Annotated in this window: 6 protein-coding genes; 5 read left to right on the top strand and 1 reads right to left on the bottom strand. The window is 54.8% G+C overall.

Annotated elements, in window-relative coordinates; all coding sequences use genetic code 11:
- The first annotated feature begins 204 nt into the window (after window positions 1-204).
- The 5 genes from IE099_RS01315 to IE099_RS01295 all read left to right on the top strand — a co-directional run bounded on the left by IE099_RS01315 (window position 205) and on the right by IE099_RS01295 (window position 14,897).
- Window positions 205-11,421, top strand: a complete 11,217-nt coding sequence (locus IE099_RS01315; protein ID WP_189566610.1) for an SdrD B-like domain-containing protein — start codon at window positions 205-207, stop codon at window positions 11,419-11,421.
- A 77-nt stretch (window positions 11,422-11,498) separates the two neighbouring features.
- Window positions 11,499-12,242, top strand: a complete 744-nt coding sequence (locus tag IE099_RS01310; protein WP_189566608.1) for a PEP-CTERM sorting domain-containing protein — start codon at window positions 11,499-11,501, stop codon at window positions 12,240-12,242.
- Window positions 12,243-12,286: 44 nt separating this feature from the next.
- Window positions 12,287-13,180, top strand: a complete 894-nt coding sequence (locus IE099_RS01305) for a hypothetical protein (protein ID WP_189566606.1) — start codon at window positions 12,287-12,289, stop codon at window positions 13,178-13,180.
- A gap of 88 nt (window positions 13,181-13,268) precedes the next feature.
- Window positions 13,269-13,976 carry a PEP-CTERM sorting domain-containing protein gene (locus IE099_RS01300; protein WP_189566604.1) on the top strand — a complete coding sequence of 236 codons (708 nt, stop codon included), beginning with the start codon at window positions 13,269-13,271 and terminating at the stop codon, window positions 13,974-13,976.
- 18 nt (window positions 13,977-13,994) lie between these two features.
- Window positions 13,995-14,897, top strand: a complete 903-nt coding sequence (locus IE099_RS01295; protein ID WP_189566602.1) for a hypothetical protein — start codon at window positions 13,995-13,997, stop codon at window positions 14,895-14,897.
- Between the two features lie 260 nt (window positions 14,898-15,157).
- Here the strand turns inward: IE099_RS01295 and IE099_RS01290 are convergent, their stop codons facing one another.
- Window positions 15,158-16,087 (bottom strand): mechanosensitive ion channel family protein, encoded by a 930-nt coding sequence (locus IE099_RS01290; RefSeq protein ID WP_189566600.1) that lies wholly within the window; start codon window positions 16,085-16,087, stop codon window positions 15,158-15,160.
- Window positions 16,088-16,105: the final 18 nt, after the last annotated feature.

Here is a 16,105-nt window from a genome sequence, read left to right as displayed (position 1 = left end):
GTCAGAAAGGTCACAATATTATTTACGGATTTCTTAAATAAAAAATTTTACAAAAATTACTGAATAGTTTATTTTTTGGCCGAATCTGTGTCATTTATGAGCTTCTCAAACAAATCCACCCCTTCCAGTATTGGAGTCAGCGCTAGATTGAGGGGGAAGAACATTCCTTTATTACTCGCCTTCCTTGCGTGCGGGTCCGAGGTATTGGCACAGCAGCAGATCTTCTTTGCAAACTTCGAGGATACCGCAGGGAATAACGCCTTCGGAACCGGGAATAGTCAGTGGACGGTCAATCCGAATGTGACCGATACCGCAACCGGAGGAGCTTGGGAGCGGGGGATTCCGACGCCGACCGCAGTTCAGTCGGATTCGGACCCGACCCAGACTTACGCTTTGGTGACTGGAGCCTATCACGACCCTGCCTCGGGTGGTTTTACGAGTTTTGCTTTTAATCAGAACAATGATGTCGACGGAGGGGTGACCTCGGTTCGGTCGCCTGAGATAGCTCTCCCTGCCAATCTTTTTTCGGCGACCCTGACGCTGGACTATATCTTTGCCTATTATCAGTCGACTTCCGATTTCTTTCGCATCACCTTGGAGGGAACTTCCGACGTTGTCCTTTATGAGGAGACTGCACCCGCGGGTGGGAACGAACTTGCTCCTCCTTATTCGAGCCTCACCTTCGACCTGACTCCTTATCTGGGGCAGACCGTGACATTCTTGATTGAAACTGCGGATGGCGGGACAGAAACGCTTGTCGAAGCGGGGATCGACAACTTCGAGGTGGAGATTGTGCCGAATTCCATCTCGGGAGAAGTGCGCTTCGACATCGACGGAGATGGAGATCTGGCCAACACGGAGGCCGAGGATCGGGGCTTGGCGGGAGTCACGGTGGAGCTTTTTGCCGATGGGGGTGGCGGAGTCCCGACAGGAGGGGCGCTGGTATCGACCGTCACGGATGCGGATGGAGTCTATCGACTTCTGCCACCCGCGAATGGAAGCTATGTCGTAGTGGCTACGGACCTTCCTGACTCGACTTCGACGGCAGATAGCGGGGGAGCGAACGACAATCGGATTGCCATCACCTTCACCGGGCTGGAGGAGTCGGGAAATATCTTTCTCGATACTTCCGATGCACCAGGATTGTTGGAGACGGTTGCGACTTACTATTTTCCATTTTCCGAATCTGATATCTTCAACGCATTGGACACCATTAATGCGGCAGCGGAAGATCCGGTGACCAGCTACAATTCCCTCTCTATCGCCTACGACGGAACGATCATTCTCTATGACCACTGGGAGGATAACGGCACGGAAGGTTATGAGGCCTTCCGCAATGATCCCACCCAGGTGGCGACCCAAGTCTGGGGAGACGGCAATCTCGTGAACGGAGTTGCTCCTGGATATCCGGACGACTTGTTGGACGCGGGTGACGTGATCATTTTGCAGAACACCTTCGAGACTTCCGACGCCGGGAGTCAGTTTTACTTCGATGGGCGGGATAAAATCTCGACTTCCAAGTATGTGGCCATTACTCGGGCCGCATGGGCGGATAATACCGCCACCTTGCTCGCCGGGGCATGGGAAATGTATCCCACATCACTCTGGGGATATGAGTTCACCCTCCCGATCGGCGAGGACTTGGCGGACTCGGTCGATTTTCAAGCTTTTGAGTTTGTCGGAGCGTCGGTGATGTCGGCTCTCGACAACAACGAGATTCGTCTCAATGGGACCTTGGTAGCGACCATTAACGAGGGGGAGACCTTCACCTGGAACGGGGGGCTGAACTTGGGAGATGAAATTGTCACCTCTCGAGTTGCACAGGTCCAGCTGATCACGGGTGACATCAATTCCAATTACGAGTCCCGCTGGTATACCTTGCCGCCGGAAGTTCAGTTCTCCAACAGCTATGTTGCACCGGTGAGCACTCGCGCGGAAAGCGCGACGCTGGTGTGGCTTTTCAATCCAAACTCGACAGCCATCGATGTGGAGGTGGAAAGCTCAAGTTCGGCGACCCAGACCCTAAACATTCCTGCTAATGCGGTAATTTCCTATGAGCTGACAAATGGAGACGCGGCGCGTTTTGGTTCCACAAATGGGGAGACCTTCTTTGCATTGGCTTCGGTAGACTCAGGTGATGCCGATTACACGGACACCAATGGTAATACCGTCAATGAGAACATCACCAATGACTGGGGGTTCTCGCTTGTCCCCGATGTCTATCTTACGCCCTTGGTAGTTGTGGGTTTGGCTCCGGGGGATGACCCGACCTTCGTTGGGGCGGTGGAGAACTCTGCGCCAATTTGGGCCACGGCAGTCTTTCCGCGCGACAGCGTCAGCTATGAAGCGAATCGCGATGCTGACCCGAACAACGATGTTCAGATCACCGTCTGCGTTGACTACAACGGAAATGGTAACGTCGATGGATTGTCTACTGGCGGCACCGACCCGCTGACTGGGTTGGGCTATGATTATCAGGTAACCATTGATGAGCTGGATCAGATGATCATTTATGTGGATCTGGATGAAGATGGGATTCCGGACCCTGGTGCGGACCAGACTGGAACCCGCATTTGGATTTGTGATGGGGGAACGGGGCTCTTGGCCGTAGCCTATGGACAAGATCCCGATACGGCTTCGGTAGGTTCTCCCGCAGTTGACCTGGGAACAACAGTTCCTGGAATTCCAGTGATGGCACTGGCCAAAGATGCTCTCTTTGAAAATGACTACAATGGCAACGGCTCGGCGGATATCGGCGATCAGTTGAAATACACGATTGTCGTGGAAAACAGTGGAACTGGTTCTTTCCCCGCGGATGTGGTGAACCTTCTCGACAATCTCAGCACCCATCTCGCCTATGTGCCAGGAACGGCCACACTCACCGACTCGTCGGGAACGACCTCGGTGCCAGACAACGGAGCGGGCACACTTTTCCCAATCGATGAAGACAACGGAGGCTTCGTCTATGAAAAAGTTCTCCCTCCCGGCGAAGGGTTTTCTCTCGTCTTCGTCGCGGAAGTTGTTTCGCTCCCTGCGGATGGAACTGGTGCAATCATCAACTCCGTAGTCGGGCAGGGGGGGACGCAAGTCATTCCGGTAACTGCCAATGCTCCGGTTGCGTTCCCACAAGGTGCCATCGGTGGAACCGTCTATGTTGATACCACGGGTGACGGCAATGGTGACACTCCGCTCGATGGGGTAGAGGTGACTCTTCTTTATTCGGATGGTTCCTTTGTCGATTTCGATCCCACGACTCCGTTGATTGAACCCTACACCATTACGACGATTAATGGCGGGCAGTATTACTTCCCCAACCTTCCGGCCGGCGATTATTTGGTCTCGCAGAGTCAGCCTTCGGGATACGTCACGGTGACTGATGGCGACACTACTTCTCCCGAGGATGACGCCGCGAACTCCTCAACGACAGACAACCTGATTCCCGTTACGATTCTCGAAAACGAGATTGATGATGGCAACGACTTCGTTGAAGAGATCCCCGCTCCGACGGAAGGTTCCTTGAGCGGAACGGTCTATGTCGATCAGGACAATGACGGGATTGGTGACATCGGTTTGTCAGGGGTGGTTGTCACATTGAAAGACTCTGCGGGAAATGACATTGACAGCGATCTCTCAACCGGTGGAGTTCAGCCAACGACAACGACCACGGCTACCAACGGAAGTTATAGCTTTGCCGGGCTTCCGGCGGGCGATTATCAGGTCGTGGAGAGTCAGCCTTCTGGTTATGTTTCCGTTTCCGATGTCGACGGTGCGAACAACGACACTATTGGAGATGAAACTGCGATTACGGTCGTGGCTGGTTCCGACGCCGGCGGGAATGACTTTATCGAGGAGCAACTGGGTTCGCTCAGCGGTATTGTTTTCGAAGACCTTGATGGAAATGGCACTGGCGACGTTGCCATTGGTGGAGTGGTTCTCACCTTAAAGGATTCTGCGGGCAATGACATTGACAGTGATCCGGTTGCTTCCGGGGTTCAGCCAACGGTGACCACTACTGCCAGCAATGGAAGTTACAGCTTTAGCAACTTGCGACCCGGCGACTATCAAGTGGTGGAAACCCAGCCTACAGGATACATTTCTGTGAGTGATGCCGATGGAGGCAACCTCGATTTGATTGGAGACCAATCCTTGATTCCTGTGGTTGGAGGCGCCAATTCATCTGGCAACAACTTCGTTGAAGAAGCTCTGCCCGCCACTATTAGCGGGACTGTTCTGGCAGACATCGATAACGATAATTTGGGAGAAGTTGGGATCCAAGGCGTGACCCTGACCTTGAAGGACGAGTTCGGAAACGATATCGACAGTGATCCTGCCGCAGTCGGAGTTCAGCCAACAACAACGACTACCGATTCAAATGGAGAGTATAGCTTCACCGGTCTGGTCGCTGGGAATTATCAAGTCGTTGAGAGTCAGCCCTCCGGTTACGATTCAGTCAGCGATGTGGATGGGGTGAACAACAATGTGATTGGAGACGAGAATGCCATCGTCCTGACCGCAGGAAGCACTTCCAGCGGCAATGATTTCGTCGAAGAGCAGACCGCCAACATTCGGGGAACGGTTCGGGCGGATACCAATGGCAACGGAACCCTTCAAAACAACGATACCATCGACTTGCCAATTGCGGGGGTGACGGTACGACTTTTTACCGATCCCAATGGTGACGGAGACCCGAGCGATGGGGTGGAAGTGACAAGCTTGTCCACAAACGCGAACGGAGATTACAACTTTGCCGGCATTTCGCCTGGAACTTACGTGGTGGTGGAGGACCAGCCCGAAGGTTATTTCTCCCTACTCGACCAAGACTTTTCAAATGTCAGTGATGATGCGGCTGACCTTGGAGTTGATAACAGCATTCCCGTCAGTGTAACTGCTGGTGAGAATGACAATCGCAACGACTTCCTGGAAGTTCTGCCAGGCTCAATCAGCGGAACAGTCTTGGCTGATACCGACAATGACGATTTGGGTGATACCGCGATTGAAGGAGTGGTTTTGACTTTGAAAGACGCGTCGGGCAACGACATCGACAGTGACCCCGTCGCGTCTGGGGTTCAGCCTACAGTTACGGCGACTGACGAGTTCGGTGCTTATAGCTTCACCGGCTTGTTTCCCGCAGATTATCGGGTCGTAGAGACCCAGCCCTCCGGTTACGACTCGGTGAGTGATGTTGATGGAGCCAATAACGACATCATTGGCGACGAGACTGCTATTAGTGTTACTGGGGGCAGCGATTCGTCAGGCAATGACTTTGTTGAAGAAGCGCCAGGATCGCTCAGCGGGACTGTTCTTGCAGACACCGACAACAATAATACCGGCGACACGGCCATCGAAGGAGTGGTGCTGACTTTGAAAGATGCCGCTGGCAACGACATCGACAGCGATCCGGTAGCAGCAGGAGTTCAGCCGACGACCACAGTGACCGATGAGTTCGGTGCTTATAGCTTCACGAACTTGACTCCCGGCGACTATCAGGTCGTGGAAACACAGCCCTCTGGATACGACTCGGTGAGCGACGTGGACGGAGCCAACAACAACATCGTGGGTGACGAAACACCGATCACGGTGAGTGCTGGAAGCAATTCTTCAGGAAACGACTTTGTCGAAGAGCAGCCCGGAAGCCTTTCGGGAACGGTATTGGCTGACACCGACAATGATGATGCTGGCGACACGGCCATCGAAGGAGTCGTGCTGACTTTGAAAGATGCGGCCGGCAACGACATCGACAGCGACCCGGTGGCGGCAGGGGTTCAGCCGACGACCACCGTGACCGATGAGTTCGGTGCTTATAGCTTCACGAACTTGACTCCCGGCGACTATCAGGTCGTGGAAACCCAGCCCTCTGGATACGACTCGGTGAGCGACGTGGATGGAGCCAACAACGACATCGTTGGCGACGAAACACCGATCACGGTGAGTGCTGGTAGCAATTCTTCAGGAAACGACTTTGTCGAAGAGCAGCCCGGAAGCCTTTCGGGAACGGTATTGGCTGACACCGACAATGATGATGCTGGCGACACAGCCATCGAAGGGGTCGTGCTGACTTTGAAAGATGCGGCCGGCAACGACATCGACAGCGACCCGGTGGCGGCAGGGGTCCAGCCGACGACTACAGTGACCGATGAGTTCGGTGCTTATAGTTTCACGAACTTGACTCCCGGCGACTATCAGGTCGTGGAAACCCAGCCCTCTGGATACGACTCGGTGAGCGACGTGGATGGAGCCAACAACGACATCGTGGGAGACGAAACAGCGATCACGGTGAGTGCTGGTAGTGATTCTTCAGGAAACGACTTTGTCGAAGAGCAGCCCGGAAGCCTTTCGGGAACCGTATTGGCTGACACCGACAACAATAATACCGGCGACACGGCCATCGAAGGGGTCGTGCTGACCTTGAAAGATGCGGCCGGCAACGACATCGACAGCGACCCGGTGGCGGCAGGGGTTCAGCCGACGACTACAGTGACCGATGAGTTCGGTGCTTATAGTTTCACGAACTTGACTCCCGGCGACTATCAGGTCGTGGAAACCCAGCCCTCTGGATACGACTCGGTGAGCGACGTGGATGGAGCCAACAACGACATCGTGGGCGACGAAACCGCAATCACGGTGATTGCTGGTAGTGATTCTGCGGACAATGACTTTGTGGAAGAACAGCAGGGAGTCATTAGTGGTTTTGTCTATGAGGACAACACTGGTGATGGCTTCGGGAATGTCGCGATTGAGTCAGTCGAATTGGCGCTCTTCACCGATCCCAATGGGGACGGCGATCCTTCGGACGGAGTCCAGGTCGGAACGGCGACGACTTTAGCCGATGGTTCCTATACTTTCACTGGAGTTTCGGTCGGCAACTACGTGGTAGTTGAGACTCAACCGTCAGGATTGCTTTCGGTGCGAGACTACGACGGAAGCACCCCGGGAGATGATGTTGCCAATATCGAGATTGGCGATGAATGGATTCCAGTGTCAGTGACAGCGGGAGAGACCGATACCTTGAACAACTTTATCGAAGCTCAGCCTGCGGTGATTTCTGGGACGGTTCTTGCTGATACGGACAACGATGGATTCGGAGACGAGCCCATCGAAGGAGTTGTCATTACTCTGACCTCCGATACCGGAGACCCCATCGATGCTGATGGCGATGCTGGAAATGGCGTTCAGTTGGTCACTGCCACAACTGCTTCGGACGGAAGTTATAGCTTCCCCAACGTGCTCTTTGGCGACTACGGGGTGCAGGAGACCCAGCCCACCGGTTTTGATAGCGTATCAGATGGCGATACCACGACTCCTGGAGATGATGCCGCCAACACTGATACCCTTGATGACTTCATCCCAGTCAGCGTGTTGCCTGGTGAAACTGATGATGGCAACGACTTTGTGGAAGAGGCCCCAGGTTCAATTAGTGGAACCGTTCTCGCTGATACCGACAACGATGATGCAGGCGATACCGCAATCGAAGGGGTTGTGCTGACTTTGAAAGATGCGGCTGGCAACGACATCGACAGTGATCCAGTAGCCTCAGGCGTCCAACCCACCACGACAACGACCGATGAGACTGGAGCCTATAGCTTTAACGGACTGACTCCTGGTGACTATCAGGTTGTGGAAACCCAGCCTTCCGGATTTGATTCCGTGTCTGATGTCGATGGTGCGAACAACGATGTCGTGGGGGACGAGACTCCCATCTCGGTCACCGCGGGCAACGAGAATTCCGGCAATGACTTTGTGGAAGAAGAGCAAGGTTCCATCAGCGGAACCGTTCTCGCTGACACCGACGACGACGACCTCGGCGACACCGCCATCGAAGGGGTGGTGCTGACTTTGAAGGATGCCGCCGGCAACGACATCGACAGCGACCCGGTGGCTGCTGGCGTCCAGCCAACGACCACGACGACTGATGAAAACGGCAGCTACACTTTCGCAGGCCTTCCCGTGGGTGACTACCAGGTCGTGGAAACCCAGCCTTCTGGATTCGATTCTGTTTCCGATGTGGATGGCGCGAACAACGATGTTGTGGGGGACGAGACTCCCATCTCGGTCACTGCGGGCAACGAAAATTCCGGCAATGACTTTGTTGAAGAAGAGCAAGGTTCCATCAGCGGAACGGTTCTCGCTGACACCGACGACGACGACCTCGGCGACACCGCCATCGAAGGGGTGGTGTTGACTTTGAAAGATGCTACTGGCAACGACATCGACAGCGACCCGGTGGCTGCTGGCGTCCAGCCGACGACCACGACGACCGACGAAAACGGAAGCTACACTTTCGCGGGCCTTCCCGTGGGCGACTACCAGGTTGTGGAAACTCAACCTTCTGGATTCGATTCTGTTTCCGATGTTGATGGTGCGAACAACGATGTCGTGGGGGACGAGACTCCCATCTCGGTCACCGCAGGCAACGAGAATTCGGGCAATGACTTTGTGGAAGAAGAGCAAGGTTCTATCAGTGGAACCGTTCTCGCTGACACCGACGACGACGATCTCGGCGACACCGCCATCGAAGGGGTGGTTCTGACTTTGAAAGATGCCGCTGGTAACGACATCGACAGCGATCCGGTGGCTGCTGGCGTCCAGCCGACGACCACGACGACCGACGAAAACGGCAGCTACACTTTCGCGGGCCTTCCCGTGGGCGACTATCAGGTTGTGGAAACTCAACCTTCCGGCTTCGATTCCGTATCCGATGTCGATGGTGCGAACAATGATGTCGTGGGGGACGAGACCCCCATCTCGGTCACCGCAGGCAACGAGAATTCCGGCAATGACTTCGTGGAAGAAGAGCAAGGTTCCATCAGCGGAACTGTTCTCGCTGACGCCGACGACGACGATCTCGGCGACACCGCCATCGAAGGGGTGGTGCTGACTTTGAAGGATGCGGCTGGCAACGACATCGACAGCGATCCGGTGGCTGCTGGCGTCCAGCCGACAACCACGACGACTGACGAAAACGGCAGCTACACTTTCGCAGGCCTTCCCGTGGGCGACTATCAGGTTGTGGAAACCCAACCTTCTGGATTCGACTCCGTTTCCGATGTTGATGGTGCGAACAACGATGTCGTGGGGGACGAGACCCCCATCTCGGTCACCGCAGGCAACGAGAATTCCGGCAATAACTTCGTGGAAGAAGAGCAAGGTTCCATCAGCGGAACTGTTCTCGCTGACACCGACGACGACGACCTCGGCGACACCGCCATCGAAGGGGTGGTGTTGACTTTGAAAGATGCTACTGGCAACGACATCGACAGCGACCCGGTGGCTGCTGGCGTCCAGCCGACGACCACGACGACTGACGAAAACGGCAGCTACACTTTCGCAGGCCTTCCCGTGGGCGACTATCAGGTTGTGGAAACCCAACCTTCCGGCTTCGATTCTGTATCCGATGTGGATGGTGTAAACAACGATGTCGTGGGGGACGAGACTCCCATCTCGGTCACTGCGGGCAACGAGAATTCCGGAAATGACTTTGTGGAAGAGGCATTTGGAAGTGTTTCAGGAACGGTTTTGGCCGATACCGACAACAACGGGACGGGTGACACCGGGCTTTCTGGAGTGGTTCTGACTCTCAAGGATTCGGCGGGGAACGATATCGATAGCGATCCTTTGACGGAGGGAGTCCAGCCGACGACCACCACTACCGATGGGAACGGCGACTACACCTTCAACAATGTGCCCGTTGGCTCTTATCAAGTCGTCGAGACTCAACCGACTGGATACAGTTCAGTCAGTGATGTCGACGGTGCGAATAATGACGTCGTAGGAGACGAAACTCCGATTTTGGTGACTCCTGGTAACGAAGCCGACAACAACGACTTTGTTGAACTACAGGACTCCAGCAAAGCCGATACCTATGCTGGGTTCGTTGCCGACAATGCCGGCGATTTAGGTTCAGAGACTGGTTTGGGTGAAAATCCGGATGGTGATATCTATCCAAACGCCCTCGAGTATGCATTCTGCCTCGAGCCCGGAAGTGGCTTGCCTGGTGGAGGCGAGTTCTGCCTTGAGAAGGCGAGCGATGGCTCGGTGACGGCTCAGTTCTGGCGTCCAAGAGGAGGGCTCTCAGATGTGACCTATACCTTGGAGGGAGCAGACACTTTGGGAACTCCTACCACGTGGACGACGCTTGCGAGTGTCTCTTCTCTGGTCGAAACCTCGGGCTCAGGAATCCCATTCGATGCCGAACGCGTGACCTATGAAAATATCCAAGCGGCTACTGAATTGTCTTCGCCAGCGAATGGAGTGATTCGTTTGAAGGTCGAAGTCGATGCCGACGAAAGTGGCGCTATCGAAGCGGGCGAGGTCTTCTACACGCGGATCTTCGGATGGCAGTGCAACCTGTTCAACGACTACGAGTGTGGAAGTTTCAGTTCGCCATTCATGGAGAAGCCTTCTTTGAGCGGAACCTTTGGAAGTGGAACTCTGACGCTAGCTGAGGATTCTGGAACAGGGGACGTCACTCTCGATGTGAGCGATTCGGTCGGCAGCTTGGACCTCTCTTCTGTTGTGGGGTCGAATGGCGCTTATTACTTGCAGATCACCAGTGGTGTCTTCGAGGGGCATCGATTTGATATTCTCGAAGGAGGAGTCGGAAGCATCACCTTGCTTAATGACGATGACATTTTCGATGACTCCATCGCCAGCTTGAACACATTGGACGGTCTGCCGACTGATAGCGGCCTCAATAATGCGAGCTTCGAGGTGATTCGCTACCGCACCATCGACGAGATGTTCGACAAGGAAACAGCTTTTGCCGGGGAAGAAGATTCCAATCCGGCTGATGCCACCCGCCTGCTCTTCTACGATGTCAGGAAGGCTGAACCTGGATTTGATACTCTGATGCTGGTGGGAGATGCCCCCAACACAAAGTGGATTCGGGTGACCGATCCGTTTGCTCAATTGAACCAAGGCGGACGCCGCCTTGATCCGGCGATGGGATGCTGGATTCACCCCAAGAGCTCAGGAAATGCGCTGGCTCCGGACGCGGTGCCCCCAGTGGAGCAATTCACCTACGGGATCGTTGCCGACTACGACCAGGCTTGTCCCATGAACGAAGGTTTCAACCTGACCGGTGCCATGTGGCCGTTGGATCAGAGTCCTGCCGGACCTAACGGGCGGGATTTGACTCTGGCCGCTGGATTTGATGGGGGAACAGCTCCGAACAAGAGCACCGAGATTCTTTTCTGGAAAGGTGATCGGGTCGTCGATGAGGAGAGTGTGTCTGAGTATCAAACGGGATATATCGGCTACATGCTCGCCGATGCCGGTCCTTACAACTACTGGCTGGACCTGAACGATCGGCAGCTGTCGAATCGCGACGCTGACCTCGTGCTCGAGTCTAATCGCGCTCTGATGGTCAAGATTTTGGCCGGAGATGAGAAGAAGTCCCACATTTACCCCTTGCCCCAGTATTAATGACTCGGCCTCATAAAAAACGCAGACGTTATTTAGGCTTTATTGATTATCGAGATGGGTTACTCTTCCGGAATCTTATGCGACTTCCCCAAATCCTAGGTCTAGTAGGCGCAATCTCCGTGGGCTCAAGTATCGGTCAAGAATTGACGATTGATTGGGGCTCGGAGCTCTTCCCCCCTGGCTCAGTCATTGATAGCAATGGCAACCCAATCTCTTTAGGAGATGGCTCCTTCAACGATGGCGGTTACACCATTGAGTTGGGTGCCTTTGATGGAACCTTCGTCCCCACGAGCGAGAATACCTCCAGTTGGATTGCCAATTGGCGGGTGTTCGATGCCATTGTTGCAAATGATGACGATCCTGATGATTTCATGGATCCAGGGGATCCAACCCGATTTGCGGGACGGGACATTTTGAATTCTGACAACAATTCTCTCTCGGTCGATACCGCCGTGGATCCCAATTACGAGTTTGCACAGGGAGAACAGGCCTACGTCTTCATCCGAAACAGCAATGCGACAGAACCCGGGTCGGAGTGGCTGCTCTACACGCGTTCGGCGGGTGATAGCGACGATTGGGAATATCCCTTTGTTTCGCCCGAGTCCCACAACCCGGCCGACGACTTGAGCTGGATGGTGCAGGATGCGGACAGCGTGGTCTGGGGAGGGATCAATCAGGGCACAACTGAAGGGGCGGGATTTCACGCCAGCAATCGCAAAGACTATCTCGTGCAGACTTTCACCTTTGTTCCTGAGCCTACGACCGCTCTTCTTACTTTGATGGGGTCTTTGATGCTCATGCGTCGCCAGAGAGTCCAATAAGCTACCGAAAGTTGGTGAAGGGAGCCCGCTTGAAGAATTCGGTTATGAGAAAGCGAAGTCAACTTCGGCGGTTTGTCCTGATCACGGCTCTACTGACGGGTTCGTGCTTGGGCGGGGGCGTCAATTGGGGGAATGAGCTAGGTTCCAGTGCAGTTAGCAGCCAAGGCGTGCCGCTTGATGGTTCGTGGACGTTTTTTCTGGGATATTTTGAAGGCGGTTTCACGCCAACAGCTTCAAATAGCGAGCAGTGGGCGAGCCAGTGGAGGACTCTCGATGCCAGCGGTTATTCGACCTCTTCCGGACTCTTTGGCTCGGCGTGGGATCACGATGGAGTATCCTCCGGTCGCAAAGGGTATATCTGGGGGCTGAATAGAAGCAGTCCCGCCAATGAGTGGGTGCTCTACACTGCCGCAAGTTGGGTTGTTCCGATTAACAATCCTCTGAACCCGAATTCGAATTGGTTCACGGCGGACGCGGACACCTTCGTGGTGGGTTCTCTCGTCGGTTCTCAGCTCCAAACCGCAAGCGAAGAAGGAGAGCCACCGGTTCTGAGAGGAGAAGAATGGCTCGAAATTCATTTTGATGACTCTCAAAGAGCCGATCCGGCCATCTCGGGATGGGATGCCGATCCGGATTCCGACAATCTGAGCAACTTGGAAGAGTTTGCGTTTGGAGCCGATCCTCTGGCGAGCGATACGGTCTGCGTGGAGGTCGAGTCCGTGGAAGGTTTTTTGCAGTTTCGTTGTCTCAGAGCGCGGGCAGTGGCGGTTCTCTACCATGGTCAAGTTTCGTCCGATCTGGTGGCTTGGGATGAAGGGGGAAGCTTTGTGACCTTGGAAAGTGCGAGCCCGGACGCTCTGGTCTATCGGGATCTGACTCCAATAACATCGGCGAATCCCGCACGATTCGGTCGGGTTCGAGTTGAACTCCAGCCCTAGGCTGGCTGCGCGGTCAGGACAACACGACGCTGCCCATCTGTCAGTTGCGGGACTTGTTCTGATAATAAGCTTATGTTAAGTTTTAGCAATGCCCCCCGTTCAGTTCCTTTTCAAAGTTGCTGTTTGCTGGACCGCCCTCGGAGGTGGTTCGGTATTAGCCCAGTCTTCCCAGATCATTGTCTGGGGCAGTGAACTCAAATTTGGGAACGTGCTTACCAGCTCGGGAGGTGGGGTGACCTTGGCCGAGTTTAGCATTGAGCTTGGGAGCTTCGGTAGTTTTGCACCGACTCCGGAGAACACGACGGAATGGATGTCCCATTGGAAAGTGTTCGACGCCATCACCGTAGAGGACGATCCTTCCAATGATGCCTTCATCACGGGAGAAGGGAATTCGGCTCTGTACGGTGGAAGGGCAGACTTATCCGAGGAGAGAACCAGCGATTCCGAAGATGCGAATCCAAGCGACACTTTCGTAGCCGGTGAGCAGGCCTATGTTTTTGTTCGGAATGCCGATGTGCCGGGCGCGGGGACCGAGTGGCTGCTCTATACCAGTCGAGCGCACCCCGATTGGAACTTCCCGGGGGGCTTCGCAGAGGAGCTCCAATGGTATCTGCCAGATGCAGACGAGGCGGTGTGGGGGGCAATTAATGGCACTACCATTGGAGGCGGGAGCTACACCGATGATACCGAGGAATTCTACTTTCGGACTCATACCTTTCAGACGGTTCCCGAGCCGGCATCGGGTGGGCTTTTTGCCGTTGCGGGGCTGATTTTGGCTAGGCGAAGCCGGCGGTAGCGCGATTAAGGAATCGATATGAAAAATCACATTTGGTCTCTACTGCCGCTGTTGGTTTTCTCCCCAGTGCTGCAAGGACGTGATGTCGAGTGGCGGAGTTTGCCTTTTCAGACCAATGTGACGAGCTCGGGCCAAGCGCTAGATGACAGCTGGTCGTTTAGCCTGGGCTACTTTGCGGGAAACTTTGTCCCCTCTGACTCTAACACCGAGCAGTGGGCGGAGCATTGGGTGACCCTCGATGTGTCTCGATACGTGGAGAGTCAGTCGCGATTCGTCGGGGTCTGGTCTGATACCGGCGAGGTTCCTGATGGAAAGCACGGCTATATTTGGGGCCTTAATCGCGGGGCGCTGAGCCCGGAATGGATTTTGTTGGGTGGAAATTCGTGGACCTTTCCTCTGCCCTTCGCCAGCCCGATCGACCCGGATGCCAGTATCACTTGGACTACTGACACCGCTGACAACATTGTGGTCGGCCAAGTCGGAGCCGCTGGAGCCCACATCACCACTGCGGCCGTCGCGGGTGCCCCTTACTTGTTGGAGGGTGAGGTTTGGAGAAGCTTAAAGTTTGTTGATTCTGAGCTCGAAAATCCTCTCGTGTCCGGCTGGGAGACCGATCCAGATGGGGACGGGTTCAGTAATTTGGAGGAGTTTGCTTTCGGACTGGAGCCTCTGAGCCCCGATGCCCCCAGGATCTGCCCTTCGACAGCAAATGGCTTTTTCGAGTTCGAGGTGACAAAGGCTGAGAACGTTGCGGTGGGCTACTTGGGTGAGGTGTCCGACAATCTCACGAGTTGGGCCGATGATGGGGCCTCTGTGGCTTTGATTGCCGAGACCGCTACCTCATTGGTCTTTCGGGATTTAACCGCTTTGGGGATCACTCCACGCTTTGGAAGGGTGCAGGTGACCCTGTTGACTCCGTAGCCCATGACCTAGGCGAGGAGGAAAGGGGTGGGTCTGGGCGTTACCCGAACACCTCTTGCTCGTTGTGAAGCAGAAATCCGAGCGCGGTGAGTGCGGAGAACTCGGTAAATGGCAGACCGCGTTAAAAAAAGTGAGCGAGGGCCGGCCGAAACCAACCCCCGCTCGTGGGAACAACAACGCACGTCCCATTGCTGGGACATCTTTAAAGACACACCGGATTCCGATTTTGTCACACGGTTTGTCACTTTTTCTGAAAAAATTTAATTTTCCGTGCGGCCACGAATTACTTCGGTCACCAAGAGGGTGTTCGGGATGATGAGAAAGCTGCCATCGGTGCGGGTTAACTTGGTCGTCAGAGGGCCGACTCCAGCTACTTTGGCAGGCTCCTCGTCGTAGTGAATCTCGGTACCAATCTTGTAAAGGTCGCGGGCGTAGACTCCCGCGACGATTTGGCCAGCCAAGGCCTTGAGACCCAGCCCCAGGGCGAGAGCGAGAGCCAGGGCGAGGGCTCCGAGAATGATTTTCACCGAGGCATTGAGCAATTCGGTTTCGATACCCAGTTGGGAGAAAGCGACCGTCAGCACGAGGACAAAGAGGAAGCCGAAAAGAATGCGGGAAAGACTGCCGGCATACTCCAGCCCGATATTGTCGAGGGAGCGGAAGGCGGCATTCTGAATCATATCAGCCACGATGAAGCCCACCAGCAGGATGATGGAGGCGGTGAGAACCTTCGGGAGGAAGGCCATGATCTGGTCCAAAAGGGTGGAGATGTCTTCGATACCAGCCTTGTCAGCAGCTACTTTGACAAAAGCCAGGAGGATGAGCCAGTAAACGAGCTTGGGAATGGCCGCGCTGGGCCCGGCCTTCATCCCGATCTTCGAGAAGATCTCCGCAAGACCCATTTTCTCAAAGAGTTCGTCTAGATTGATGCGCTTGAAGGTCCCGGTCAGGACGGAACGAATCAGTTTGGCCGCTACGAGGCCTACGAAGAGCAGGACTACAGCGATGACCAGATTGGGGAGGGCATTGATGGCTCCCTTGGCCATGTCCAGAAAGGCATCCCGTAAATTCTCTAGGATGTAGTTGAGGAAGCCGGAAGCATCAGTTGCAACTGGCTCTGGCGCAGTTTGAACGGTCTCTTCCACGGCTACAGGCGCCAGTGGAGCAGGGGTTTGGGCGAAGATCATCATGTTCCTTCGCAAGAAGTA

Source organism: Roseibacillus persicicus (genome assembly GCF_014651675.1).
Lineage (GTDB): Bacteria > Verrucomicrobiota > Verrucomicrobiia > Verrucomicrobiales > Akkermansiaceae > Roseibacillus > Roseibacillus persicicus.
This window is presented reverse-complemented; position numbering and strand designations above follow the sequence as displayed.